Source organism: Nonomuraea sediminis, assembly GCF_018531495.1.
In the GTDB taxonomy this organism is placed as follows: Bacteria; Actinomycetota; Actinomycetes; order Streptosporangiales; family Streptosporangiaceae; genus Nonomuraea; species Nonomuraea sediminis.
Genome location: NZ_JAHDTI010000003.1, coordinates 250,247 through 275,359 on the forward strand (window position 1 = coordinate 250,247; position 25,113 = coordinate 275,359).

Annotated in this window: 20 protein-coding genes; 11 read left to right on the plus strand and 9 right to left on the minus strand. The window is 72.4% G+C overall.

What is annotated here, in order from left to right; translation table 11 throughout:
- The first annotated feature begins 5 nt into the window (after positions 1-5).
- Entirely contained in the window at positions 6-563 is a 558-nt protein-coding gene (locus KIK09_RS15290) for a TetR/AcrR family transcriptional regulator (RefSeq protein WP_214319866.1), read from the plus strand.
- Here KIK09_RS15290 and KIK09_RS15295 read toward each other — a convergent pair.
- A complete protein-coding gene (locus tag KIK09_RS15295; protein WP_214319867.1) occupies positions 560-1,450 on the minus strand; it encodes an MBL fold metallo-hydrolase in 891 nt (296 codons plus the stop codon). The two genes, KIK09_RS15290 and KIK09_RS15295, sit on opposite strands and share 4 nt — an antisense overlap.
- Positions 1,451-1,532: 82 nt before the next feature.
- On the opposite strand from KIK09_RS15295, the gene KIK09_RS15300 reads away from it, so the two are divergent.
- On the plus strand, positions 1,533-2,384 hold the full coding sequence (locus tag KIK09_RS15300) for a LysR family transcriptional regulator (RefSeq protein ID WP_214319868.1): 852 nt from the start codon (positions 1,533-1,535) through the stop codon (positions 2,382-2,384).
- 8 nt (positions 2,385-2,392) lie between these two features.
- Here the strand turns inward: KIK09_RS15300 and KIK09_RS15305 are convergent, their stop codons facing one another.
- Positions 2,393-3,901: a phytoene desaturase family protein gene (locus KIK09_RS15305; RefSeq protein ID WP_214319869.1), complete on the minus strand. Its 1,509-nt coding sequence runs from the start codon at positions 3,899-3,901 to the stop codon at positions 2,393-2,395.
- A 67-nt stretch (positions 3,902-3,968) separates the two neighbouring features.
- Positions 3,969-4,859, minus strand: coding sequence for a LysR family transcriptional regulator (locus KIK09_RS15310; RefSeq protein ID WP_214319870.1), 891 nt, complete (start codon positions 4,857-4,859; stop codon positions 3,969-3,971).
- 70 nt (positions 4,860-4,929) lie between these two features.
- Here KIK09_RS15310 and KIK09_RS15315 point away from each other — a divergent pair, with 70 nt between their 5' ends.
- The 4 genes from KIK09_RS15315 (at position 4,930) to KIK09_RS15330 (ending at position 10,407) form a co-directional block, all read left to right on the plus strand.
- Entirely contained in the window at positions 4,930-5,997 is a 1,068-nt protein-coding gene (locus KIK09_RS15315) for a YeiH family protein (protein WP_214319871.1), read from the plus strand.
- 117 nt (positions 5,998-6,114) lie between these two features.
- Entirely contained in the window at positions 6,115-7,041 is a 927-nt protein-coding gene (locus KIK09_RS15320) for a pseudouridine-5'-phosphate glycosidase (protein ID WP_214319872.1), read from the plus strand.
- Positions 7,038-7,967, plus strand: a complete 930-nt coding sequence (locus KIK09_RS15325) for a carbohydrate kinase family protein (RefSeq protein ID WP_214319873.1) — start codon at positions 7,038-7,040, stop codon at positions 7,965-7,967. Before KIK09_RS15320 ends, KIK09_RS15325 begins: the two co-directional genes overlap by 4 nt.
- 64 nt (positions 7,968-8,031) lie before the next feature.
- Positions 8,032-10,407: a hypothetical protein gene (locus KIK09_RS15330; protein WP_214319874.1), complete on the plus strand. Its 2,376-nt coding sequence runs from the start codon at positions 8,032-8,034 to the stop codon at positions 10,405-10,407.
- Positions 10,408-11,044: 637 nt separating this feature from the next.
- On the opposite strand, the gene KIK09_RS15335 is transcribed toward KIK09_RS15330, so the two are convergent.
- Positions 11,045-12,199 (minus strand): DUF5685 family protein, encoded by a 1,155-nt coding sequence (locus KIK09_RS15335; protein ID WP_250573191.1) that lies wholly within the window; start codon positions 12,197-12,199, stop codon positions 11,045-11,047.
- Positions 12,200-12,489: 290 nt separating this feature from the next.
- On the opposite strand from KIK09_RS15335, the gene KIK09_RS15340 reads away from it, so the two are divergent.
- Positions 12,490-12,744, plus strand: coding sequence for a hypothetical protein (locus tag KIK09_RS15340; protein WP_214319876.1), 255 nt, complete (start codon positions 12,490-12,492; stop codon positions 12,742-12,744).
- Between the two features lie 203 nt (positions 12,745-12,947).
- Here KIK09_RS15340 and KIK09_RS59145 read toward each other — a convergent pair whose 3' ends face one another.
- From KIK09_RS59145 to KIK09_RS15355, 3 genes are all read right to left on the minus strand, one after another.
- On the minus strand, positions 12,948-15,968 hold the full coding sequence (locus tag KIK09_RS59145) for a helix-turn-helix transcriptional regulator (protein WP_308164107.1): 3,021 nt from the start codon (positions 15,966-15,968) through the stop codon (positions 12,948-12,950).
- Positions 15,969-16,002: 34 nt separating this feature from the next.
- Positions 16,003-16,437: a GNAT family N-acetyltransferase gene (locus tag KIK09_RS15350; protein ID WP_214319878.1), complete on the minus strand. Its 435-nt coding sequence runs from the start codon at positions 16,435-16,437 to the stop codon at positions 16,003-16,005.
- Positions 16,438-16,596: 159 nt separating this feature from the next.
- Positions 16,597-17,484 carry a hypothetical protein gene (locus tag KIK09_RS15355; RefSeq protein WP_214319879.1) on the minus strand — a complete coding sequence of 296 codons (888 nt, stop codon included), beginning with the start codon at positions 17,482-17,484 and terminating at the stop codon, positions 16,597-16,599.
- 78 nt (positions 17,485-17,562) lie between these two features.
- Between KIK09_RS15355 and KIK09_RS15360 the strand changes: the two genes are divergently transcribed.
- From KIK09_RS15360 to KIK09_RS15375, 4 genes are read left to right on the plus strand one after another with little or no spacing between them, the layout of a single operon-like run.
- On the plus strand, positions 17,563-19,134 hold the full coding sequence (locus KIK09_RS15360) for a serine/threonine-protein kinase (protein ID WP_275956145.1): 1,572 nt from the start codon (positions 17,563-17,565) through the stop codon (positions 19,132-19,134).
- Positions 19,131-20,717 (plus strand): serine/threonine-protein kinase, encoded by a 1,587-nt coding sequence (locus KIK09_RS15365; RefSeq protein WP_214319881.1) that lies wholly within the window; start codon positions 19,131-19,133, stop codon positions 20,715-20,717. The genes KIK09_RS15360 and KIK09_RS15365 overlap by 4 nt, the downstream gene beginning before the upstream one ends.
- 3 nt (positions 20,718-20,720) lie before the next feature.
- Entirely contained in the window at positions 20,721-22,283 is a 1,563-nt protein-coding gene (locus tag KIK09_RS15370) for a protein kinase domain-containing protein (RefSeq protein ID WP_214319882.1), read from the plus strand.
- Positions 22,280-23,035: a hypothetical protein gene (locus tag KIK09_RS15375; protein WP_214319883.1), complete on the plus strand. Its 756-nt coding sequence runs from the start codon at positions 22,280-22,282 to the stop codon at positions 23,033-23,035. Before KIK09_RS15370 ends, KIK09_RS15375 begins: the two co-directional genes overlap by 4 nt.
- A gap of 5 nt (positions 23,036-23,040) precedes the next feature.
- Here KIK09_RS15375 and KIK09_RS15380 read toward each other — a convergent pair whose 3' ends face one another.
- Positions 23,041-24,177: an acyl-CoA dehydrogenase family protein gene (locus KIK09_RS15380; protein ID WP_214319884.1), complete on the minus strand. Its 1,137-nt coding sequence runs from the start codon at positions 24,175-24,177 to the stop codon at positions 23,041-23,043.
- A 3-nt stretch (positions 24,178-24,180) separates the two neighbouring features.
- Positions 24,181-25,092, minus strand: a complete 912-nt coding sequence (locus tag KIK09_RS15385) for a hydroxymethylglutaryl-CoA lyase (protein WP_214319885.1) — start codon at positions 25,090-25,092, stop codon at positions 24,181-24,183.
- Positions 25,093-25,113 lie beyond the last annotated feature (21 nt).

Here is a 25,113-nt window from a genome sequence, read left to right on the forward strand (position 1 = left end):
GCGGTATGGCCGGGCGCCGGACGGACACACGCGAGCGGATCCAGCGGGTGGCCCTGGAGCTGTTCACCGAGCGCGGCTACGACAGGACCACGCTGCAGGAGGTCGCCGAGCGGCTGGAGATCACCCGCCCGGCGCTCTACTACCACTTCCGCACGAAGGAGGACATCCTCACCAGCGTGATCGAGGGGCTGCTGAGCTCGATGGACGAGCTGGTGGACTGGGCCGCGCGGCAGCCGCGCACGCACGAGGCCAGGGTCGAGATCCTGCGCCGCATCTCGGCGCTGCTGGACGACCAGTGGCGGCCGCTGTTCTCCTTCGCGCAGGTCAACCAGGGGGCGTTGCGCGACATGCCGGCCGGCGAGCGGATGCGGCTGAGCATGCTCAAGATGCTGTCGGTGATGAGCACGCCGGAGGCGGGCACGAAGCAGCAGTTCCAGGCCCGCCTGGCGGTGTTCGCGGTGATCATCGGCAGTGTCCCGTTCCTGTTCGGGATGGACGTGCCGGAGAGCGAGCGGTCGGCGGTGGCCCTGGAGGTGGCCACCGACCTGCTGTCACGCCCCTAGGCGTGCTCGGCGCACAGGCAGCCGACGCCCCGCTCGATCCACTCCTGGCCGACCCACTCGGGATGCCGCTCGATCAGCAACGCCCGGACCTCGGCGACGATCTCTGCCTCGCCCATCGCGGAGTCACGCCGCCGCCAGGTCTCCTCGCGCAGCTCGCGCAGGTAGTCGCGGACGCCGTCGAGCACCTGCGGGCCGCCGAGGTCACCGTGACCGGGCACCACCACCCGGGGTTCGCCGGCGGCCAGCCGGTCCAGCACCGCCAGCCAGCCCACGCCGGAGACGTCCGTGTCGTGCGGCGGGAACCAGGGGAAGATGGCGAACTGCCCGGTCTCGGCGAGATCCCCGGTGAACAGCACCCCGGCGTCCGGCACCTCGACCACCTGGTCGCCCTTCGTGTGGCCCCGGCCGGTGGGCCGCAGCCGTACGGTCCTGCCCCCGAGGTCCAGGTCGTACCCGTCGTCGTAGACCAGATCGGGGGTGGGCACCCGGACGCCGTCGAGGCGGCGGGCGATCGGCCCACCGAAGCTCCGGAACATCTCCAGGTAGCCCGGCCCCTTCGTCTTCAGATCCTCCGCCTGGGCGCGGTTGACCAGGTACGTGGCCTGGCCGGCGAACACCTGCGCGCCGAAGGCGTGCTCGGGATGGAAGTGCGTCGTGGTCAGGTACAACCGGCGGCCCTTGGCCACGTCGGCGGCGAAGGCGAGGACCTGCTCGGCGTTGACGGTGCCGATGCCCGTCTCCACGACCAGTACGGCCTTCGTACCGGCGACGATGCCGATGTTGGGCACCAGCGCCACCCGGTGGTTCGGGATCACCAGCAGGCCGGGGGCGATCTCCTGGGCGTCGGAAACCCGCACGGCGGGGTCGGTCATCAATTCGTCCGTCATGCTCCGATTTCACCTCCCGGGCACCGCCGCCGTCCAAGACCGATGGGATGCCGTCGATACCGCAGGCGTATCGTCGCCGGTCATGGAGCTACGCACGCTGCGCTATTTCGTGGCCGTCGCCGAGGAACTCCACTTCGGCCGGGCCGCCGCCCGGCTGCACATGAGCCAGCCGCCGCTGAGCCGGGCGATCAAGCAGTTGGAGGGCGACCTCGGCGCCGTTCTGCTGCACCGCAACGCCGCGGGCGTCACGCTCACCCCGGCCGGGGCGGCGCTGCTCGACGAGGCGCGCATCCTGCTCGACCAGGCCGACCGGGTACGCGTGCGGGTGGCCGCGGCGGCCGGCGCCCCGGCCATTACCGTCGGCCTCCTGGGCGACAGCGCCGACCGGAGCGTGACGCGGCTGGCCGCCGCGTACCGCCGCAGGCACCCGGGCGTCGAGGTCGTCATCCGCGAGACCGACCTGACCGACCCGACCTGCGGGCTGCGCGCCGGACTGGTCGACGTCGCGCTGACCCGCGCGCCGTTCGACGAGACCGGCCTGACGGTGCACGAGCTGCGCGCCGACCCGGTGGGCGCGCTGCTGCGCGCCGACGATCCGCTGGCCCGCCGCGATCGGCTGAGGCTGGCCGACCTGGCCGGCCGGCGCTGGTTCAGGTTCCCTGACGGCACCGACCCGATCTGGCAGTCGTACTGGAACGGCGGCGAGCCCCGCGAGGGTCCGGTGGTGCGGGCCGTCCAGGAGTGCCGGCAGGCCGTGCTCTGGAACGGCACGGTCGGGATGACCGTTCTCGGGCACGAGCCGCCCGGGGAACTGGTCGTGGTACCGCTGATCGACATGCCGCCGAGCCGCGTGGTGGCGGCGTGGAAGGAGAGCGACGCGAACCCGCTGATCCGGTCGTTCGTCCAGATCGCCACGGCCGCCTACCGCGGCTGAACCGCTCCTTACCCGCGCTCGAGGACCGCCATGGCGGCGTTGTGGCCGGGGATGCCGCTGACGCCGCCGCCCCTGCGGGCGCCGGCGCCGCACAGCAGGATGCGCTCGTGCCCGGTCTCCACGCCCCAGCCGCCCTCGTCGGCGTACGGCCAGCTCAGGTCGCGGTGGAAGATGTGGCCGCCGGGCAGGCCCGCCTCGTTCTCCAGGTCGACGGGCGTCTTGGCCTCGATGCACGGCGTGCCGTCGGGGGTTCTCAGCAGGCAGTCCTCGATGGGCTCGGCCAGCACGGAGTTGATCGAGGCCAGCGTGGCCTCGAGCGCCTCCTGACGCGCCTTGTCCGGATTCTTCCTGAAAAGGCGGGCGGGCATGTGCAGGCCGAACAGCGTCATCGTCTCCGCGCGCCCGCGCAGCTCAGGCCCGAGGATGGACGGGTCGGTGAGCGAGTGGCAGTACACCTCGGCGGGCGGAAGGTCGGGGATCTGCCCGCTCGCCGCCTGGGCGTGGGCGCGCGCGAGCTGGTCGCGCCCCTCGTTGATGTGGAAGGTGCCGCTGAAGGCCGCGAACGGGTCCACCGCCGCGTCCTTCAGCCGCGGCAGCCTGCTCAGCACCATGTTGACCTTGAGCTGCGCCCCCTCGGGCACCTCCGGGGTCCTGCCGAGCACCCGGTCCAGTACGGCCGGCGGCAGGTTGACCAGCACCCGCCCACCGCTGACGGTGTGCTCGCCGCCGTCGGCGACGAACGTGACCTCCCCCTCGGGCGAGATCCCGACGACCTCCGCCCCGGTCCTGATCTCGGCGCCCGCCCGGCGAGCCGCCGCCTCCAGGGCCCCGGACACGGCGCCCATGCCGCCGACGGGGACGTTCCACTCCCCCGTGCCGTCGCCGATCACGTGGTAGAGGAAGCACCGGTTGGCCAGCAGCTCGGCGCCCGGGTCGGCGAACGTGCCGATCAGCGAGTCGGTCAGCACGACCCCGCGCACGGTGTCGTCGCTGAAGCGCTCGTCGACCACCTCGCCGATGGGCCGCTCGAACAGGTCGCGCCAGGCCTCGGCGCCGACCAGCGCCTCGATCTCCTTGGCCGGGCGCAGCGGCTCGAGCAGCGTGGGCGCCAGGGTCCGCGCGACCTGGGCGGTCATGTCGTAGAAGTCCTGCCAGGCGCGGTAGTCGGCCTCGCCGCCCGTCACGGTGCGGAAGGACTCCGCGGTACGGCCGGCGTCCTCGTTGTCGACCAGCAGCCCCGTGTCGCCCTTCGGGGTGTAGGAGGCGTACCTGCGCCGTCGCAGCTCCAGATCGAGACCCAGCTCCTTGACGATCTTCGTGGGGAGCAAGCTGACCAGGTAGGAGTAGCGCGACAGCCGTACGTCCACACCGGGGAAGGCCCGCGTGGAGATCGCCAGGCCGCCCACGTGGTCCAGCCGCTCCAGCACCAGCACCCGCCGGCCCGCGCGGGCCAGGTACGCGGCGGCGACCAGGCCGTTGTGCCCGCCGCCCGCGATCACCACGTCGTAAGAGCTCATTCCAGGACCTTATGTCAGGGGCAGTCCCGAATCGACCCCGCGTCGCCGTATGTCTGGGTCGGGCGATTCAGGGGCGGGAGGCGATCGCCAGGAGCGTGGCCGCGGGGGCGGTCAGCGGCCGGCCGCGGCGCCAGACCGCGCGCAGGCTGCGTACCAGGTTGAGGCCGGCCAGTGGCACCTCCACCAGGCGTCCCGTGGCGACGTCGGCCTCGACCGCGTAACCGCTGAGCACCGCGGGGGCGGCACCCGCCTGGGCGGCGCCCTTGACCGCCGAGTTGGAGCCCAGCTCCAGCCGCGGGCTGGCCCGGTGCAGGTCGTGGAAGGCCAGGTCGAGCGTCTCGCGCGTGCCCGACCCCGGCTCCCGCACGACCAGCGGCGTGGCGGCCAGCTCCGCCCCGCGCAGCAAGGTACGGCGGCGCGCCCACGGATGGCCGGGCGCCACCACCACGACCAGCCGGTCGGTGCCCACGACCCGGCTGGCCAGCCCCTCGGGGACGTGCGGGCCCTCGACGAAGCCCAACTCCACCTCGCCCGCCAGCACCCGGGCCGCGACGTCGGTGGAGTTGACCACGTCCAGGCCGACCTGCATCTCGGGCTCCCGGTTCTGCAGCTCGCCGAGCCAGCGCGGCACCAGATACTCGGCCACGGTCATGCTGGAGGCCACCTTCAGGTGCACCGCGCCGCTCTGCCGTACGGCTTGCGCGGCGCGCATCAGCTCGTCGGCGGCGGCCAGGACCTGGGCGGCCCAGTTGACCACCATCTTGCCCTCGGCGGTCAGGGTCGAGCCGCGCGGCGTGCGCTCGAGCAGGGGCAGGCCGAGGCGGCGTTCGAGCAGCGCGATGCGCTTGCTGGCCGACGGCTGCGCGATGCCCGCCCGTTTGGCCGCCTGGCCCAGGCTGCCCAGCTCGCCGACGTCGACCAGCAGCTTCAGCGAGTCGAGATCGGGCAGCGCACTCATAGCCATAGGCTATGGCCTGCCAGGCAAGGCGTGGCTACCGGGGGCTTCCGACACGCCGAAGACTGGGATCATGCTTCTTGCCGATCGCCGTGCCTCGCTCGTGCCCGGACTCCTCGTGACCGGGGTGGTGGTGGTGTTCGCGCTGGTCGTGAACCGGTTCCTGCCGCTGCTGAGCCCGGCCGTGATCGCGGTGGTGACGGGGGCCGCGCTGGCCAACCTGGGCGCGATCGGCGAGCGGTACCGTCCCGGGCTGCAGTTCGCCGCCAAGCGGGTGCTGCGGGCCGCGATCGTGCTGCTCGGGCTGCAGATCGCGCTGCCGCAGGTGCTCGCGCTCGGCTGGCAGACGATGGTGATCGTGGTGGTGGCCACGGGGGCGACCTTCACGATCACGCCGCTGATCGGGCGCAGGCTGGGACTGTCGCCGGGGACGTCGTTGCTGGTCGCGACCGGGGTGTCGATCTGCGGGGCGGCCGCGATCGCGGCCATGCACGACAGCGTCGACAGCACCGACGACGACGCGGCCGGCGCGCTCAGCGTGGTCGTCCTGTACGGCAGCGCCGCCATCGTGGTCGTGCCGTTGCTGGCGTCCTGGCTGGGGCTGACCCAGGCGCAGCTCGGCGTGTGGGCCGGGGCGGCCGTGCACGAGGTGGCCCAGGTGGCGGCCATCGGGGCGGCCTCCGGCGTGCTGGTGGCGGCGGTGACGGTCAAGCTCGGCCGGGTGATCCTGCTGGCCCCGATCGTCGCCCTCACCACGCTCCGCCGGCGCTCGACCACCACGGCCGGCTTGGCCGGGGTTTCCGCCGCGCCCAGGGTGGCCGACAAGTCTGGCGTGTCGGGCGTTTCCGGCGTGTCCGGGACTTCGGGGACTTCCGGGGCGAAGCGACCGCCTGTGATGCCGCTCTTCGTGGCCGGGTTCCTGGCGATGGTGGCGCTCCGGAGCACCGGGCTGGTGCCGTCAGCGGTGACGGACGTGGTGCCGACGGTCACGAACGTTCTGATGGCGGGCGCGCTGTTCGGCCTGGGGACGGGTATCGACCTGCGGAAGCTCGCCAAGGGTGGTCGGGCCATGCTGCTGGGCGCCATCGCCACCGGCCTGATAGGAACGATCTCGTTGGCGGGCGTCGCACTGCTCGTCTGATCACCGGCTGGACGAGCGCCTGATCCGGCCGTAACGTGCTCATTTTGGAACAAATTCCGCGAAATACACCGTTCCATGTGAGCACGCGCCGGTACCAGCAAGGAGCACGAACCAGACATGCGCACCACCGCCGACTCCATCCTGCAGCCGTCCGACGAGGTGGCGCAGGCCCTCGCCGCCGGAGCCCCGGTCGTCGCCCTGGAGTCCACGATCATCTCCCACGGTCTGCCGCAGCCTCGCAATCTGGAGGTCGCCAGGGAGTTGGAGGCGGTCGTCCGCGCCGCGGGAGCCGTACCGGCGACCATCGCGGTGCTGGACGGGGTCGCCAAGGTCGGGCTGGACGAGGTGGAGCTGGAGCGCATCGCGACCGAGAGCGGGCTGCGCAAGCTGGGGCAGCGTGACCTGCCGGTGGCGGCGGCGCTGAAGGCCAGCGGTGCGACCACCGTGTCGGCGACGGCGTTCCTGGCCGCGCGGGCCGGGATCCGGATCTTCGCGACCGGCGGGCTCGGCGGCGTTCACCGCGGCTGGACCGAGGATCAGGACGAGTCGGCCGACCTGGACACGCTGGCGCGCACCCGCATCACGATCGTGTGCGCGGGCGTCAAGTCGATCCTGGACGTGCCCGCGACGCTGCAGCGGCTCGAGACGCGCGGCGTCACCGTGGCCGGCTACCGTACCGACAGCTTCCCCGGCTTCTACCTGCACTCCTCCGGCGAGCCCGTCGACTGGCGGATCGAGTCGCCCGAGCAGGCCGCGGCGATCATGCGCGGCCAGGACGCGCTCGGCGGCGCGCACACCGCGCTGATCGTGGCCAACCCCGTGCCCGAGGACCGGCAGCTCGACCCGGCGCTGCACGACCGGGTGCTGGCCGAGGCGCTGGCCGCGGCGGGCAGGGACGGCGTCACCGGGCAGGCCATCACGCCGTACCTGCTCGGCTACCTGGTGCGCGGCACGCAGGGCGCCTCGCTCGAGGCCAACCTGGCAGCGGTGCGCGGCAACACCGCGCTCGCGGCCCAGATCGCGCTGGCCTGGTCACGGCCGTGAGCGACTCCGGCCTGCTCGTGATCGGCGACGTCGTCACCGACGTCGTGGCGCTGCACGGAACGCCCGTCATGTCGGGCACCGACACCGCTGCCGACATCGTGCTGCGGCCGGGGGGCTCGGGGGCGAACACCGCCGCCTGGGCCGCCTACCTGGGCGCCGACGTCCGGCTGCTGGCGCGCCTGGGCTACGACAGCAGCGAGTGGCACACCACCGAACTGGTCAAGACGGGCGTGCGGCCGCACGTCCGGGTCGATCCCGATCATCCCACGGCCGTCGTCATCTCGATGGTCGACAAGACCGGCGAGCGTTCCATGCTCACCAACCGCGGCGCGGGCGGCAGGATCTCGGCCGCCGACTGGGATCCCAGCTTCCTGGACGGGGTGCGCCACCTGCACCTGTCCGGCTACACGCTGTTCGCCGAGGGCGGGCTCGGGCTGGCCAGGCTCGCCATGACGGCCGCCGCCGCGGCCGGCGTCTCGATCAGCGTCGACCCGGCCTCGACCGGCCCGCTGCGGGACTTCGGCGTGGACCGCTTCTTCGCCGAGACCATCCGCGCCGGGCTGATCATCCCGAACCTCGACGAGGCACTCCTGCTGACCGGCGCGTCCACGCCTTCTCAGGCTGCCACATCACTCAGCGAGCGGTACGGCCTGGCGGTGGTGAAGCTGGGGTCCCAGGGAGCGGTCGCGGCCAGGGACGGCAAGGTCGTCGCGGCGGCGGAGGGGATTACAGCCGAGGTCGTGGACTCGACGGGCGCGGGTGACGCCTTCGCCGCCGGGTTCCTGACGGCGCGGCTCGACGGGTTTTCCGAAGAGGCCGCCTTGCAGGCAGGATGCCGTGCGGGGGCGGAGTGCGTGGCCCTTGTAGGCGGTCGGCCGCGATACGGTTTGGACCTGAACCTTCTTTACCCTATTCACACCGATTGATAGCTTGCCGCGTAGGCTGCACCAATAGCCACATGCGTCACTCTGGGGAGGATAAGGTCCGCCGATGGACGTCGAGTCATCGATCTGCCTGAGCGACCTGGTGCCTGCCCTGCGCTGGAGCCGTCCTCAGCAGGTGGCGGAGGCCCTCGCCGATCCGCGCCTGCCCGCGAGCTGGTGGTCCTCGCTCGCCCTGTCCCGGGCGCTCGGCACCGCCGGGCTCGACTGGATGTGCGAACGGCTGGCGCGGCTCGCGTCCTCCCGCTGGGACCATCTGGCGCTGGCGGACATGCTTCCCGCCCTGGTGGTGCACCACATCGACCCCGGGCTGCCGGGCTGGCCCGAGCCCACGCGCGCGGCGATCAACGGGCTCGGCGGGTGGCAGCGGCTGCGGCGCCTGTGTCCCGGCGACCTGGCCACCCCGTCGGTGGCGGCCGAAGTGGTCATCGGATCGGTCTTCAGGGAGATCCTCGGCCGCGTCCCCGAGGCGCGGCCGGCGCCGCACCCGGAGATCACCCACCCGGTCCAGCTCCCCTCCCAGCAGTCTTTCCCCTCTGGCGCCCGCCCCGCGGCCCCTTCAGCCGACAGGCCCCAGACCGGTCCGCTTCCCGCGGTTCCGCCTCTCTCGGCCGGGTCTCCCGCGGCCGCTTCTGGCGCTCGACCCCACACCGGCCCACTTCCCGCGGTCCCGGGCGACTCCCCCGCCGGACCACCCCCCACGATTCCGCCCTACCCGGCGGACTCCCCCGCCGCGGGGACTCAGCCTGCCCGGCCCCAGACCGGCCCGCACCCCACGGTTTCGCCGTTCCAAGCCGATTCCCCGGCCGCCGCGTCAGGGGCCCAGCCCGCCGGACCCCAGACCGGCCCGCATTCCACGATCCCGGCCGCCGCCTCGGGGGCTCAGCCTGCCGTTCCCGGGGACCAGCCCGGCGCGTTGCCGCGGCGCCCGAACGGGCCCCTTTCCGCGCCGCCTTCCGCGGCCGGCACGTCGGCGCCCTCGCACACGGGGCCGGTTCCCTCCGTCCCGCCTTCGGGGCCGGGTTCCGGTGCTCCTTCGCGGACCGGGTCCTTCTCGCCGTCAGGCGCGCCGCCCCAGACCGGGTCCTTCCCCGCCATTCCCACTTCCGGCGCCGCACCGCAGAGCGGGGCGTTCCCCGCCGCGGGCGCGCCCCCGCAGACAGGACCGTTCCCCGCCGCGGGCGCGCCCCCGCAGACCGGGCCGTTCCCTGCCGTGCCGCCTTCCGGGGCTTCGCCGCAGAGCGGGTCCTTCCCCGCTTCGGGGTCCTCGGGCGGAGGGCCGCACACCGGGACGTTCTCCGCGATTCCGGCCGCGCCCGGGTCGCAGGCGTTCGCGGGTTCCGGATCGCCGGCCGTACCGTCTGACACCGACCACGCGATGGTGCGGGTGGTCGACAGCCTCTTCCGCAGCCTGGACAAGCTGGAGCTGGCGGTGGCCGTGCACCGGCTGTTCGCCGAGGACCCCGTGAGCCTGCGTACGCTCGCGCACAAGATGCTCGTCGACCGGGACGTGCTGTCGCAGGCGCAGCGCACCGCCGAGGAACGCATCCTGCACTGGCTGCGCTCGTCGGAGTCCGCGCCGGTGACCGGGCACATGTTCCGGCTGACCGAGTGGCTCGGCGCCGCCGCCACCCAGGACCAGCTGATCGGGGCCGACCCGGCCCACCCGGTGAGCGTGCCGTCGTTGCGGTCGCCGCTGTGGCGGGTGCTGGTCACGCTCATGCCCGACCGGCGCCTGCAGGACGGCTGGCTCGTCGTCGGCGACATCCACGGCCTGCAGGAGCGTACCCGGCAACTGCTCGCTGCCCGTCGCGACTCCGACCCGCTGGAACTCCTCGCCGAACTCGGCATCCGCGCCCACTCGGCCAAGGCCTGGCTCGACGCCCTCCCCGCGGAGGCGCCCTCGGAGCCCATGGCCGCCTCTGCCGCTCCGGCGCCCGCCCAGCCGCTGCCCCGCCGTACTCCCGGGGCCAACGGCCACCACCATCGCGGCGGCCAGCCCATCCCCACCGCCGAAACCGGCTCGATCGACCCCACCGCGGCCCTCGCCACCCTCTCGGCCCTGTCGGGCGGCCGGCCCCCGGTCCTGCCGGGCCTGGCGGGCGCCCCCTCCACGCCGCCTCCGCCCATCCCCGGCCCCACCTCGGAACCGCGCCGCTGGCAACGCATCGAGGTCACCCCCGAACACCTCCGCGGCGGCCCCGTACCGGTCCCCGAGGGGTACGCTGCCCAGCTCGGCATGCGCCCCGGCACCCTCCTGTCGGTAACGGGCCCCGGCGACAACGCCATCGTCCTCGTCTGGCAGGGCCACCAGCCGGTCTTCGACTCCCTCCAGCCGGTCCTCATGCGCCTGAACGCCCGCCCCGGCGACCAGGTCTACGTCACAGTCGACGGCTACCGCCTAGAAGCCCAACTAACCGCCTAGCCCACAAGGCCCGCCCCAACCCAAACCCCAAACCCGGCCCCATCACGCCCCGGCCCCACCGCGACCTGGCGCCACCGCGACCTGGCGCCACCGCGACCTGGCGCCACATCGCGACCTCCCCGGCGTGTTGCTCCCTCACCCCATGGCGACCTCACCGCAGGTCGCTCCCTCACCGCATGCGAGCTCACCGCAGGTCGCTCCCCACCCCATGCGAACTCACCCCAGGTCGCTCCCCCACCCCATGGCGACCTCACCCCAGGTCGCTCCCTCACCGCATGCGACCTCACCGCACGTTGCTCCCTCTCCCTGCGTACGGCGAGCACAAGCCCCCGGGTACTCCGCCACCCAGCATCCGGACCGTGCTTCTCGGCATCCCGCGGCCCCACCCAGGCGCCGCGTCGGCGGGAAGGTGGTCGGCGAAAGACGGCGCCCCGTACGGCGGCGCCCTGTACGGCGATGCCCCGTACGGCGGCGCCCTGTACGGCGGTGCCCCGTACCCGGGCGCACCATACGGGGGCGCACCATACGGGGGCGCGGCGCACCGTACAGCGGCGCACCTTACGGCGGCGAGCCTCGCAGGCGGGCGCGAACGGTGTGTTCGTCGGGGTGAGCGCAACGCTGAGCGTGCGCGAGGGCTCTAGCAGTCGCAGCTGCAGTCGCAACAGCAGCCGTCGTCGCAACTACAGCAGTCGCAGCAGCTGCCGCAGTCCCCGCAGTTGGAGCAGCCGTCGCAGCACCCCGTGTCGCAGCGGTCGGTGCATGACTTGTGGCGGTCCTCGTCCCACGGCGGCCGGTACAGGCCGCACGTACAGCAGGCCAGGGCACCGCAGACCAGCGAGAGCAGACCGCCTGGGTCCTGCTCGACCTTCCGCTCCTCCTCGGTCTCCGAGGCGTCGGCGAACGTGCGGGTGACGGCTCTGTCCGTCTCCTTGACCAGCAGCGCGGTGACCAGGCCGCGGCGCTCCAGGTCCAGGTCGGCCACGGCGACCCGCAGCCCCGCGACCGCGTCGTCGCAGAGCCGCCTGGCCTCCGCCAGGCTGGTGCCCGACGCCACGAGCGGGTTGTACGCCCCGCGGGCACGGTCGGCCGCCAGGTCCTCGACCGCGTCGAGCAGATGGGCCAGGCGACCGAAATACCGGCCCGCCTCCTCCAGAGTCACCCGGTTGTGCGGCCGGTCGGCCAGCACGGCGGTGTGGCCGAAGGCCGCGGCGACGGCGGACTCGGTGGGCGCGGTGAGCTCCAGCACGCCCAGGCCGGACCGCCGTTCGAGCCTGGCCTGCTCCTCCACCGCGGCGGCCAGCGGCGCCGGATCGAACCCGATGCCGGTGGCGGTCTCGCCTCCGGCGGCCGACCAGCGGACGGCCAGCCGCGTGGCACCGGCGGCCACCAGCCTGCGCGCGTAGACGCCGTCGCCGTCCTCGACGTGGTCCTTGACCTTGCCCGCGGCCAGGATCAGCGATACGGCTGCCGCCAGCCGTACACCTTCCGCCTCGACGACGTCGGCGCGCTTGAAGCCGCGCAGCGCGCACGGCCCGGCCTGGCGGCGTGGCGCGGTCGCGGGCCGCTGCGCCTCGGTGAGCACCGAGACGAGCAGCCCGTCATAGCTCGTCACGAGACGCGCGGCATGGCCATGCTCGTCCCGCAGGGCCAGGCACAGCCCGCAAAGATGCGCCAGCCAATCCTTGAACAGTCCCGCGCATAACCCATGCCGACAAGGACGAACGATCCCGAACACGCGCCAACCGTAGCGTTCACGCACGGCACAGCCATCGTCGGGTGGCTTCGCGCACATCTCGGAAATCGATCAGGCCGCGCCTGATCCCCCGGCCAGGCGGTGGTGAAGCAAATCCACACATCCTGACGGGCCAACGCTATGTCACCGGCAATCTTGGTGGACATCGGCGCGGTGCGGAACGCCGCACTTTCAAGCTCGGGCAGGTTGGCCGTACATCGGAACTGACTTGATCACCGCCGGTCACGATCGTGCGGCTGGTTCCTGTTTGAAGGTCAATGGCCTTCGGGCCAGGCCGTACTAACCTGCTTGGCAGTCTCCGAGAGTCGTGGCGGCGTTACGATCGGTCCATGCCCAGCCTGGCGATCTCCACCCCGGGACTCATCGCGCTGACCGTGGTCGTCACTGCCACCGCCATCTGGTTGATCGTCCTGGCCGCGCGCCTCACCCGCCGCCCACGCAACCGCCTGATCCCCGCCGACGACCTCGCCGACCAGGCGCGCGAAATGAAGGCACACGGCCAGATCCAAGAGGCCGTCTTCCTGGTACGCGGCGAGACGGGAATGAGCCAGCGCGCAGCCGTCCGCTTCGTCCGCCGCCTTTGACCCAGACATCGGCGAGTGCCTGTGCCGATGGGGTTCGCCACCGGACGAGGCTGACGGGATGACCGGCGCGCCCGACACCAACGCGGCCGGTACGCCCCTGGCTGCTTCACAGGAGTCACAGGGCAAGCCGACCCGTCATCCCGAAGGCCTCCGGCGGACACGGCTCGATCCGCCGCCTCGCCCCATGAGCGAGGAGACAGGTCCTAGTCGAGGGGGAAGAGGTGGAGGCGGTGGGCGGTGGCGGCGGCCTCGGTGCGGGAGGACACGCCCAGTTTGGACAGGATGTTGGAGACGTGGACGCTGACCGTCTTGACCGAGATGAAGAGCTCTGCGGCGATCTCCCGGTTGCTGCGGCCGTCGGTTACCTGGGACAGGACCTCCAGCTCCCTGGCCGTGAGCCCGAGCGGCGGACCCTGGGGCGCGGGCTCGTCCGCGATCGCGATCCTGGCTCGGCGGGCCAGGTCGTCGAGCTCCGCCGCGAGCGGCACCGCGCCCAGCTGCTCCGCCAGCTCCCGCGCGCGGGTCAGCCGCGCCGTCGCGCCCTGCCTGTCGCCGGCCGCGACCGCCGCACGTGCCCCGCCCAGCAACGCCCAAGCCTCCGAGTACGGCTGTCGCAGCTCCCCCCAAGCCGCCACCGCCGCATCCCAGGCCCCGACCCGCCACGCCGCGGTATCCGCCACGACCTCGCCCCCCGAAACCGACCCATCCCCACGACGAGCGCCAACCCCGCCGGAAGCCGCAGGAGGCCCGGTGGGCGAGCCGTCGGGCGCCGCGGTGTTCGGGCGGGACCCGGCGCCGGCCGCGTTCTTGGGTGAGGGGGCTTCGGCGGGGCCGGTCAGGGCGAGGAAGGTGAGGTGGAGGGCTCGTTGGAGGTCGCCTTCCACGTCGAGCCAGGAGGCCATGGACCGCAGTTCGTCCACCGGGGCCGAGCCCAGGCGGGCGCAGGTGACCAGGACGGGCCACGAGTAGCGGGGGTTGGCGGTGAGGTCCTGTTCGCGCAGGATGCGGAGGGCGAGACGGCGAGCCTCGTCGGGACGGCCGTGCGCGGTGAGGAGCTCGATCTCGCGGCGCGCCTGCGGCAGGACCGTCTGGTCCCGGAACGTGCCGCGGGCCAGCGCGCTGCGGGTGGCGGCGAAGAGCGTGTCGGCCCGGTCGAGCTGGCCGCGGGCGAGCGCGATGTCGAAGGCGAACCCCTGCACGCTGGCCCGGTAGGGCGCCGGCGGGATGAGGTCGAGCGCGTGCTCGACCACCTCGAGCGCCTCGTCCCAGCGGCCGAGCGAGACCAGCGGCTCGGCCAGGTTGATCGACAGGAACGTGCCCGAGGTGCGGGCCAGGCCGAAGCGTTCGGCCTGGGCGATGCCGTTGCGGGCGACCTGGGCGGCACGTTCGTGCCAGCCGGCGCCCTCCAGCGCGTCGGACTCGGAGATCGCGCTGCGCAGGAGCGCGTTGTAGGCCTCGGCGCTGACGGCGATCCTGTTGGCCTCGGCGAACGCGCCGAGCTGGGCCTCGATCTGCGAGTAGCGGCAGCGTGCCCAGGTCAGCGTGATGAGCGCGTGGGACTCGGTGGGGCCGTCGCCGACCTCGTGGGCGATGCGCATGGCCTGCTCGGCCGTGGCGATCTTCTCCTCCCACTCCTCGGGGGCGTGGAGCATGCGGGCCAGGCTCTCCAGCACCTGGGCACGCAGGCGGCTGGGCGGCTCGTTCGGCACCAGCGCCGCCGCCTGCCGCAGGTCGTCGATGAAGCCCTGGCGCCCGAGGTCGTAGCGGGTCAGGCCGCGCTGGCGCAGCATCCGGGCGGCACGGATCGGGTCGGCTTCCTGGTCCACCTCGGCCAGCGCGGCGCTGGCCAGCGCGATGGCGCGCTCGTACTCGCCCGCCAGGTGGGCCACTGTACTGGTGAGGCGCAGCACCTCGGTGTGGTCGGCGCCGATGCGCTCGGCGGCGTCGGGCACCTGATCCCACAGCTCCAGGACGCGGGACATCATGGTGAGCTGCTCGTCGTAGGCGGTGGACTTGCGGGCGGCGGCGGCCGCGCGCCAGGCGCTGATCAGCGCCCAGGTGGAGTCGTGCGCGGCGTGCCAGTGGTGGGCCAGCTCGATGGCGCCGCGCGGCGCGGGCAGGATCGACAGGTCCTGCTCGAGCGCCTCGGCGAAACGGGTGTGCAGGCGGGTGTGCTCGCCGGGCAGCAGGTCGTCGTGGAGCGCCTCGCGGATCAGCGCGTGGCGGAAGGAGTAGCCCTCGCCGTCGACGACCAGCACGTTGCCCGCCACCGCCGGGCGCAGCGCCCGGTTGAGGTCGCCGTCGTCGAGCCGGGCCACCGCGGTCAGCAGGGCGTGCTCGATGCGCTGGCCGCCGGCGCTGGCCACCCTGAGCAGCTCCTGCGTCTCGTCGGGCAGCCGCTCGACGCTGGCGAGCAGCAGGTCGCGCAGCGACTCGGGCAGCGCGTCGCCGCCGCCCTCGACCAGCAGCGCCTCGACGAACAGCGGGTTGCCCTCGCTGCGGGCGTAGATCTCGTCCATCTCGGCGGCCGACGGCTCGTGCTCCAGGATGCCCGCGGCCTGCGCGATCACCTCTCTGCGCGACAGGCGGCGCAGCTCCAGCCTGGTCACCCAGGCCACCCGCCCCAGCTCGGCCAGCAGCGGCCGCAGCGGGTGGGTGCGGTGCAGCTCGTCGGCGCGGTAGGTGACGACGATCAGCAGCCGCGCGTCGGAACGCTGGTAGCGCACCAGGAAGGAGAGCAGGTCGCGGGTGGAGCGGTCGGCCCAGTGAGCGTCCTCGATGACCAGGATGACCGGCTCGTCCTCGGTGAGCCGCTCGAGCAGGCCGAGCACCTGCTCGAAGAGCCGCGCCCGCGCCTCGGCGCCGTCGCGGTCGGGCTCGCCGAACTCCGGCAGCAGCCGCGCCAGCCCGCGCGTGGTGCCGCCAGGCACCATCGCCGCGATCGCGTCACGGCCCAGGTCGCGCACCAGCGTGCGCAGCACCGCCGTGAAGGGCGCGAACGGCAGGCCGTCGGTGCCCAGCTCAAGGCAGCCGCCCACCAGGACCCGGGCGTCGCCCGCGCGGTCGGTGAACTCGTTGATCAAGCGGGTCTTGCCGACGCCCGCCTCGCCGCCGATCAGCACGGTGGACGTGGACCCGGAACGCGCCTGCGCCAGCGCGCGGCCGAGCGCCGCCAGCTCGCCCGAGCGCCCGACGAACACCGGGCTCACCGTGTGGATGCTCACACGGCAAGGATGCCATCTCGCTACGACAGGTTGGTCAGCGCAATACCTTGCGGTAGAACGTCGCCGAGGCCTCGTAGCCCAGCGCGTGGTAGAACTCGGGCGCGCGGCGTGTGGCCATCGCCACATAACCGGCTTCGCGGGAGCGCGCCCACGCCTCGAACTCGACGAGCAGTGCCCGCCCGATGCCCTGCCGGCGCGAGCCCGTCTGGACCATGGCCTCCTCGACCCAGGCCACCGGCCCGTTCGCGAAGAGCGTGAGGTGCACGAACCCCAGCAGGTAGCCGTGCACGCGTCCACCGACCACCGCCGCGAGGAGCAGCGCGTCGTCGTTGCGCAGCAGCTGGGGCAGGGCCACGTCGAAGGCCTCCCGCTCGGGGAGGAACGTCAGCCCGAACTCGCGGGCAAGCGCGAAGATCTCGTCCGCGTCGGTCTTCTCAGCCCTCCTGATCAGGAGATCTTCAGACGTCATGACACGTGACACTAGATCGTTTACGCCTCCCTCGTCCACTTGGCCCCCCGCTTTCTCCTCAAGCATAGGCACGGGTACGGCCGGCCGCCCCGGAACCCCGACCGCACCCCGGCGACAACCACCCGCCGTACAAGGTGCCGCGGTGCGGGACCCTGAGAGTCAGCTGGTGAGGGCCTTGACGGCCTGGGTGGCGACGTCCTGGGCGCCCTTCATGAGGACGTCCTCCGGGACCGGCTTGACCTTGTCGCCCTGGGCGAGGATGTCGCCGTCGGGGAAGTCCGTGCCGAAGTAGCGGATCTCCAGCGTGGCGTTGCCCGCGACGACCTCCGCCCACACGTTGGTCGTCCCCTTCAGGTTGGAGGTGTACATGGCGTGCGCCTCGTCGCCGACCCCGGCGAAGTCCTTCATCGGGGCGTAGGTGCTGAGGTAGCGCAGGCCGGGGTTCTCCTCCTTGGTGCCCGCCATGTCCTTCATGGAGCGGATCTGGTCCTCGAAGTCCCCGCGGGCGTCATCGACGCTGGGCCAGACGTTGACCGACAGATGGATGGAGCGCAGCGGCACCGTGCCCGTCTTGTTCCAGGTCTTCTGCGTCCACTCGCAGCCCTTGCGGAGGGCGCCGTAGCCGTCCTTCTGCACGCCGGGCTCCGACACGGCCTTGGGCGCCAGCTTGGCGATGAGGTTGGCCGGCAGCAGGTCGCACACCTCGGGCACCGCCTTCAGCGGCGGGTAGGTCGAGGTGGCGCTGGGGGTGGGCGACTCGGAGACGGCAGCGGATTCCGAGGGCAGGGAAGTCGGCAGTGACGACGGCACGCCGGAGGGCAGGTCCAGGGAGGGCGGCGCCAACGACGGCTCGGCCAGCGGCGGCGGCGTGGAGGAGCCCGCGTTGCGCAGCCCGACCGACAGCCCGCCGACGAGCGTCACGACCGTCGCGCCCGCCAGGATCCCCTTGGCCCAGCCCGGCGGCTTCGACCCGGACGGGGGCCGGCTCCCGGCGTCCGGCCAGTACGACTGCGGTGGAACCGGGGGCGCGTCTGGACTTTGGATCATGACCACTTCCCGGAGTCAATGATTACGAATAGGCCAGTAAGAGATCGAAATATAGCCAACCTAAAGCAACAAACCACTATGGTCACGTGCGTGCCTGGTCTGGGGGATACAACGATCGCAGGCCGCTACCGGGTGCTTCACGCGCTCGGCCAGGGAGGCATGGGGACCATCTGGCTCGCTCATGACGAGCTGCTCGACCGTCAGGTCGCGATCAAGGAAGTGCTGCTTCCCCAGTCTCTCGATGCGGCCGCGCGTTCCGAGGCGCTGCAGCGGACGATGCGCGAGGCGATGGCCGCTGCCCAGCTGCGCCATCCGGGCATCATCACCATCCACGACGTGCTGTCGGAGGACGGCAGGCCGTGGATCGTCATGGAGCTGCTCAAGGGCCGCGACCTGAAGCAGGCCGTGGCGACCGAGGGGCCGTGGGCGCCGGAACGGGCCGCTGACCTGGGCCTGCGGGTGCTCGACGCGCTGAACGCGGCGCACGCCAGGGGCATCCAGCACCGTGACGTGAAGCCGGCCAACGTGTTCCTGACCGACGACGGCCGGGTGGTGCTGACCGACTTCGGCATCGCCAGGCTGGAGGACGAGGCCACGATCACCGCGTCGGGCCTGCTGGTGGGCTCGCCCGGGTTCATCGCGCCCGAGCGGCTGCGCGGCGAGCGCGGCGGCCCCGAGTCGGACCTGTGGTCGCTGGCCGCCACGCTGTACGCGGCGGTCGAGGGCAGGGCGCCGTACGTGGGCACGTCCCCGCTGTCGATCCTGCGCGAGGCGCTGACCCGGCCGCCGGATCCGCCGATGCGGGCGGGTCACCTGGGCCCCGTGCTGATGGCGATGATGGCGCGCGAGCCGTACCAGAGGCCCGGAGCGCAGGCGGCCGAGCAGTTGCTGCGGCGCGTCGCCGAGGGAGGGCAGGCGCTGGCGCCGCCGCCCGCCAAGCGGAGCAACCGCGTGCCGATCCTGGTCGGCGGGGGCATCGTGGCGGTCGCGGCGGCGGCCGTCGCGGTGGTGGCACTGATGCCGGGCGACAAGCCGAACAGGCCGCCCAAGGTCTCCGGAGCCGCCCATCCCACGCAGACCACCGAAAAGCCGACGCCGACACCGACACCGTCGAAAGCCGAGGAGGCCAGGTTCCACGCGCCGGTGAACCTGTGCAGGACGCTCACCGCCAAGCAGATCGCCGCGCTGGTCCCGGGGGCGCCCCAGGGCAAGCGCGACGGCAACTCCTGCGAATGGACCCTGCGCGGCATCGGGCTGTCGATCCAGTCGCTCGACGTGGACGAGGCGCCGGATCCGTGGAGCGCGGAGCTGGATCCCGCCAAAGAGGAATACGTCAACAAGAGCAACGCGCTCAGCCAGGGCGCCAAGATCACCTGGCAGTGGCCCGAGATCGGGCTGAAGAAGGGCATCACCCAGCCCCGCACGCACTTCAAGGACCTCAAGGGCATCGGCGACGAGGCGTTCACCTACGACCTGGTCAATCCCAAGGGCCAGGCGGAGCACGTCACGGTGGTCTTCCGGGTCAGCAACGTGAACATCGAGATCGACTACGTCAACGTCAACCGCATCGGCAAGGGCGACACCCTCAGTCAAGGGGCGCGCGGGGCCGCGCGCTGGGTCGCCGACAGGCTGAACCGGAGTACCGAATGAACCAACCTCGACTCGTGGGCGGTCGCTACCAGCTGATCCAGCAGATCGGCCGGGGCGGGATGGGTATCGTCTGGCAGGCCCGCGACACCTCGATCGGCCGCGACGTGGCGATCAAGCAGGTCATGCCGCCGCAGGGCATGGCCGTCGCCGACGCGGCGGCGCTGCGCGCCAGGACGCTGCACGAGGCCCGCACGGCCGCGCAGATCAGGCACCCGGCCGTGGTCGCCGTCCACGACGTGGTCGACGAGGGCGGCGAGCCGTGGATCGTGATGGAGCTGGTGCGCGGCCGCTCGCTGGACCAGGTGATCAAGGCGGGCGGCCCGATGTCGCCACAGTGGACGGCCTCGGTCGGGCTGTTCGTGCTGTCGGCGCTGGCCTCGGCGCACGCGCGCGGCCTGCTGCACCGCGACGTGAAGCCGGGCAACGTGCTGCTGGCCGACGACGGCCGCATCCTGCTGTCGGACTTCGGCATCGCGGCGCCGTCGGGCGCCGCGGTCCAGCCGGGCACCGTGCCGGTGGGCACGCCCGGGTACACGCCGCCGGAGTGCCTGACCGAGCCCCTGCGGCCGGGCCCGTACTCGGACCTGTTCTCGCTGGGCGCCACGATGTACTACGCGGTCGAGGGCGCAGCGCCGTTCCAGCGGCCCAACGCGATGGCCACGCTGGGCGCGGTGATGACCGAGCCGCCCAGGCCGCCGCAGCGCGCGGGCGCGCTCGCGCCGATCGTGCAGGGCCTGCTCGCCAAGGACCCCGCGCACCGTCCCGACACCGCCGCGCTCAGGCAGGCCCTGACCAAGGTCACCGGCCGGCCGGGCGTCACGACGCCGACCGCCGACTGGGTGGTCCCCAAGGCCGCCGCGTACGGCTCGGCCGCGGCGGTGGTCGTGGCCTTCGTCGCCGCGGTGACGCTGATCCTCACGATGGGGTCGTCGGCGGCGACGCCCAAGCCCACCCCGACGCCCGTCGCCGCGCCCAAGAAGACGGTGCAGAGCGCGCCGCCCAGCGCCACGCCGACCGCCTCAGCCTCGCCCTCGACATCGGCGAGCGCGTCACCCAGCAGCGCCCCGGCCGAGCCCGGCAAGTTCTCAAAGATGCCCAGGCCGTGCTCGCTGCTGACCAAGCAGCAGGCCACGCAGCTCATCGGCCCGTATCTCACCTCCTCGCTCGACCCGTCGTTCATCTGCGGCTGGGGCAACACGGCCGACGGGAGCAAGGAGATGGCCTTCTGGGTGGAGCTGTGGCTCTACCCGCCGCAGGGCGACGGCTACGAGACGACCCTGGCCCAGGACCACATGGTGGGCAGGAAGAAGGAGGACCAGGACCAGGCGGGCCGCGGCGGCACCGGCGGCAGGCACGGCGAGGTGTTCGAGGTCCCCGGCGCCGGCGACGAGGCCTTCGGCCAAGAGGTCGAGGAGACAGGCGCGGGCGGCAAGACCTACGTGGTCAACGTGACGTTCCGCACCAGCAACATGGTGGGCGAGCTCCGCTTCACCAAGAAGCTCGCCAACGACCCCAAGCTGCGTGACAAGGCCGCGCAGGCCGCCAAGTTCCTGGTGCAGGGCCTGGCGGGCAAGGCCGGCTGAGCCATGCGCGTGATCGCAGGACGCTACCAGCTGCTCGCCCCGCTCGGGGCGGGCGGCGCGGGCACCGTGTGGCGCGCCCGCGACGAGGTGCTCCACCGCGAGGTGGCCGTCAAGGAGGTACGGCTGCCGCCGGGCCGTGACCGGGATCGGGCGCGGGTCGACACCCTGCGGGAGGCCAGGGCGGCGGCGGCGCTGAACCACCCGTCGATCATCACGGTGCACGACGTGATCGACGAGGGCGGGCAGCCGTGGATCATCATGGACCTGCTGACGGGGTCGTCCCTCGGCGACCTGGTCAAGCAGCGCGGCCCGCTGCCGGTCGGGCAGGTGGCCACCGTGGGGCTGCGGGTGCTCGACGCACTGGAGGCCGCGCACCACCGGGGCATCCTGCACCGCGACGTCAAGCCGGGCAACGTGATGATCACCGAGTCGGGCGAGGTCGTGCTGACCGACTTCGGCATCGCCTCGCACACCGGCGACGTGCAGGGAGCCGCCACCGCGGCGGCCGCGGCGCACCTGGGCAACGTGCCGGGCTCGCCCGGCTACATCGCGCCCGAGCTGCTGCGCGGGGAGCAGGGCGGGCCGCTGTCGGACCTGTGGTCGCTGGGCGCCACGCTGTTCACCGCGGCGGAGGGCAGGCCGCCCTTCGACCGCGACTCGACCATGGCGGTCATCGCGTCAGTGCTGACCGCGCCGGCGCCGCAGCCGCTGCGCGCGGGTCCGCTCGGCGGCCTGCTGCTGGCGATGCTGGCCAAGGATCCGGGGATGCGGCCGCATCCGCAGGCGATCAGGGCGACGCTGCAGCCGCTGGCGGCGCCGTTGCCGGTGCGCGCGAGAGAGATGGCGACCGTCCCCACACTCCCGGTCAGGGCCCGCAAGAGCAGGGCGCCGCTGATCGTGGCAGGCGCGGTCGTGCTCGCGGCGGTCGGCGTGACCGCGGTCGTGCTGGTCGACCGCGGCGCGGAGCCGCCGCCGCGGAGCCAGGCGAAGTCCGGCATCCCGACGCCCGCGGAGCCGCCGCCCGCCACCTCGGCAGCGCCCTCCCAGGCGCCGACCAGCGCGGCGCCGCCGACCGTCCTGGCCAGGGGCGACGGCAAGTTCGGCCAGCCCCCGGCCGCCTGCGACCTGATCACCGACGAGCAGGCGCAGGAGATCCTGCCCGGCTCCCACTCCCGCCAGGACCAGGTCTACGACGACTCCGCGTGCAACTGGCTGGCCGGCGTGCAGAACGCCAGCATCAAAGTCAAGGTCACCTACGCCGACACGGTCGAGAAGGCCACGACGGCCTTCGCGCGCACCCGGCAGACGCAGCAGTCCAAGACCGGCAAGTCGGAGAAGACCGAGACGCTCCCCGTCCAGCGGCTCGACCTGGGTGACCAGGCGTTCGTCCAGGACAGGCGGGAGAGCTGGTTCAACTCCTCCGCCAGCACGGTGTGGCTGCGCGTCAGCAACGTGGTGGTCAAGCTCGAGATCTACTACGAGCACGACTACGCGATCAAGAAGGTCCATCCCCTCGCGGTCAAAGCCGCCCGAACCGTGGCCGACAACCTCCAGAAGGCGACATGAGCGACAACCGGAATTTCCCGACCGCGCCCACCGCGCCCGCGGGCGCCCGGCCCGGGCTGCGGGTCACGCCCGTGATCCTGTGCGGGGCGCTGGCGGTGGTCGTGCTGATGGTGTTCACGGTCGTCTTCCTGGCGACCAGGCAACCGGACAAGCCGGCGGCGGCAGCCGTACCGTCCAGCAAGCCCGTGCAGGTGCCGACGCAGCCGGTCGTGGAGCCGACGCCGAGCGAGCAGGCCAGTACCGAGGATCCGCCGCCGACCGGGACGGCGAGGTTCACCAAGGACGTCCAGCCGTGCCCGCTGGTCGATCAGAGCCTGGTCAGGAAGTACACCTTCTTCCCCGACAAGAAGCAGATCTACCAGGAGGAGTGCGAGTGGCAGACGCTCGCGCCCGGGCACGGCATGCCGGGGAACAACCAGTGGCTGCTGAAGCTGTACGTGAAGGTGTTCCCCGGTGACCTGGCCAAGGCGCAGCAGCAGTTCCTGGCGCAGCGGCAGGACGCGGTGCTGCTGTCCAAGACGTTCACGCCGGCCGACCCGCCCATCGGCGACGCCTCGTGGACGACCCTGTACACGCTGGACAGCGGCAACGACCACGGGCCGACCACGGCGACGGTCGGCGTCCGGGTCAGCAACGCCGTGATCATGGTGACCTACCAGCGGCGGGTCACGGAGGACCCGCAGGGCAGGCTGATGAAGGGCGCGCTGGAGATCGCCAAGACCGCCGCCGACAAGCTGCAGGCGGCGGGCTAGGCAGGCTAGAGGTCGCCGAGGCCGAGCTGGCGGGCGATCAGCATGCGCTGGACCTCGCTGGTGCCCTCGCCGATCTCCAGGATCTTCGCGTCGCGGTAGAAGCGGCCGACGGGGAACTCGTTCATGAAGCCGTATCCGCCGAAGACCTGGGTGGCGTCACGGGCGTTGTCCATGGCGGCGTTGGAGGCGACCAGCTTGGCGATCGCCGCCTCCTTCTTGAACGGCAGGCCCGCCAGCAGCTTCTCGGCGGCGTGGTAGTAGGCGAGCCGGGCGGTGTGGGCCCGCGCCTCCATGTCCGCGATCTTGAACTGGATGGCCTGGTAGTGGCCGATCGGGTGGCCGAAGGCCTTCCTGTCGCGCACGTAGTGCAGGCACTCGTCGACGCAGCCCTGCGCCAGGCCGACGCTGAGGGCGGCGATGGCGATGCGGCCCTCGTCGAGCGTCTGCAGGAACTGGGCGTAGCCGCGGCCGCGCTCGCCGAGCAGGTTCTCGGCGGGGACGCGGCAGTCGGAGAAGGACAGCTCGCGGGTGTCCGAGGCGTTCCAGCCGACCTTGGAGTACTTCTTCGACACGGTGAAGCCGGGCGTGCCGCTGGGCACGAGGATCGTGGAGATCTCCCGTTCGCCGGTGAGCGCGGCCACGCCGATGACGCCGGTGATGTCGGTGCCGGAGTTGGTGATGAACGCCTTGGTCCCGTTGATGACCCACTCGGCCCCGTCGAGGCGGGCGGTGGTGCGCATGCCGCCGGGCACGTCGGAGCCGCCGCCGGGCTCGGTCAGGCCGAAGGCGCCGAGCAACTGGCCGGCGGCCAGCCTGGGCAGCCAGGTCCGCTTCTGCTCCTCGGTGCCGAAGCGGTAGATGGGCATGGCGCCGAGCGAGACCGCGGCCTCCAGCGTGATCGAGACGCTGGAGTCGACCCTGGCCAGCTCCTCCAGCGCCAGGCAGAGCGCGAAGTAGTCGCCGCCCATGCCGCCGTACTCCTCGGGGATCGGCAGGCCGAACAGGCCCATCGTCCCCATCTGGCGCACGATGTCGTAGGGGAACTCCTCGCGTTCGTAGTAGCCGCCGATGACCGGCGCGACCACGTCGCGGGCGAACGCCTCGACGGTCTTGCGCAGCTCCTCGTACTCCTCGTTGAGCATGGGCTAGTCCTTCTTCGTGAGTGCTTGGACGACTCGGGATGGGCTCGGTCGGCCCAGCCGTTCCGCCAGCCAGCCGCTCGTGGCGACCAGCTTGTCCAGGTCGAGTCCCGTCTGGATGCCCAGGCCGTGCAGCATCCAGACCAGGTCCTCGGTGGCGAGGTTGCCGGTGGCCGACTCCGCGTAGGGGCAGCCGCCGATCCCGCCGGTCGAGGCGTCCACGACGGTGACCCCGGCGCGCAGCGCGGCGAGCGTGTTGCCCAGCGCCTGGCCGTAGGTGTCGTGGAAGTGCACGGCCAGCCGTGAGGGGTCGCCGAACGCGTCGATCAGCGCCTTGACGTGGCCGGGGGTGCCGACGCCGATCGTGTCGCCGAGCGACAGCTCGTGGCAGCCCAGCTCGAGCAGCCGGGTGCCGACCCTGACGACCTGGTCGATCGGGGTGGGGCCCTCCCACGGGTCGCCGAAGACCATCGACACGTAGGCGCGCACCCGCACGTCGTTGTCCAGCGCCCTGGCCACCACCGGTTCGAACATCTCGAACTGGCTCTCCAGGCTGCGGTTGAGGTTCTTGGCGGCGAAGGTCTCGGTGGCGCTGGCGAACACGGCGATCTCGTCGACCTCGAGCGCCAGCGCCCGGTCGAGGCCGCGCTCGTTGGGCACCAGCACCGGGTAGCGGACGCCGGGCTTGCGGTGGAGCCTGGTCAGCAGGTCCTCGGCGTCGGCGAGCTGCGGCACCCACTTGGGGTGCACGAAGCTGGTCGCCTCGATCACCTTGTGTCCCGCGTCGGCCAGCCGGTCGATGAACTCGGCCTTGACCTCGACGGGCACGATCGCCGACTCGTTCTGCAGCCCGTCGCGCGGCCCGACCTCGTAGATCGTGACGTGGTGCGGCAGGCCGTCGAGCGGATAGGCGGTCATGAGCCCTCCTTCGTCGGTCTC

Bases quoted from the DNA above. Each gene is read 5' to 3' on its own strand.
- KIK09_RS15355 (WP_214319879.1), bottom strand. From the start codon at position 17,484: ATGATCCAAAGTCCAGACGCGCCCCCGGTTCCACCGCAGTCGTACTGG.
- KIK09_RS15385 (WP_214319885.1), bottom strand. From the start codon at position 25,092: ATGACCGCCTATCCGCTCGACGGCCTGCCGCACCACGTCACGATCTAC.
- KIK09_RS15315 (WP_214319871.1), top strand. From the start codon at position 4,930: ATGCTTCTTGCCGATCGCCGTGCCTCGCTCGTGCCCGGACTCCTCGTG.
- KIK09_RS15350 (WP_214319878.1), bottom strand. From the start codon at position 16,437: ATGACGTCTGAAGATCTCCTGATCAGGAGGGCTGAGAAGACCGACGCG.
- KIK09_RS15365 (WP_214319881.1), top strand. From the start codon at position 19,131: ATGAACCAACCTCGACTCGTGGGCGGTCGCTACCAGCTGATCCAGCAG.
- KIK09_RS15295 (WP_214319867.1), bottom strand. From the start codon at position 1,450: ATGACGGACGAATTGATGACCGACCCCGCCGTGCGGGTTTCCGACGCC.
- KIK09_RS15335 (WP_250573191.1), bottom strand. From the start codon at position 12,199: ATGTGCGCGAAGCCACCCGACGATGGCTGTGCCGTGCGTGAACGCTAC.
- KIK09_RS15290 (WP_214319866.1), top strand. From the start codon at position 6: ATGGCCGGGCGCCGGACGGACACACGCGAGCGGATCCAGCGGGTGGCC.
- KIK09_RS15310 (WP_214319870.1), bottom strand. From the start codon at position 4,859: ATGAGTGCGCTGCCCGATCTCGACTCGCTGAAGCTGCTGGTCGACGTC.
- KIK09_RS15375 (WP_214319883.1), top strand. From the start codon at position 22,280: ATGAGCGACAACCGGAATTTCCCGACCGCGCCCACCGCGCCCGCGGGC.
- KIK09_RS15330 (WP_214319874.1), top strand. From the start codon at position 8,032: ATGGACGTCGAGTCATCGATCTGCCTGAGCGACCTGGTGCCTGCCCTG.
- KIK09_RS15360 (WP_275956145.1), top strand. From the start codon at position 17,563: ATGGTCACGTGCGTGCCTGGTCTGGGGGATACAACGATCGCAGGCCGC.
- KIK09_RS15370 (WP_214319882.1), top strand. From the start codon at position 20,721: ATGCGCGTGATCGCAGGACGCTACCAGCTGCTCGCCCCGCTCGGGGCG.
- KIK09_RS15320 (WP_214319872.1), top strand. From the start codon at position 6,115: ATGCGCACCACCGCCGACTCCATCCTGCAGCCGTCCGACGAGGTGGCG.
- KIK09_RS15300 (WP_214319868.1), top strand. From the start codon at position 1,533: ATGGAGCTACGCACGCTGCGCTATTTCGTGGCCGTCGCCGAGGAACTC.
- KIK09_RS15380 (WP_214319884.1), bottom strand. From the start codon at position 24,177: ATGCTCAACGAGGAGTACGAGGAGCTGCGCAAGACCGTCGAGGCGTTC.
- KIK09_RS15305 (WP_214319869.1), bottom strand. From the start codon at position 3,901: ATGAGCTCTTACGACGTGGTGATCGCGGGCGGCGGGCACAACGGCCTG.
- KIK09_RS15340 (WP_214319876.1), top strand. From the start codon at position 12,490: ATGCCCAGCCTGGCGATCTCCACCCCGGGACTCATCGCGCTGACCGTG.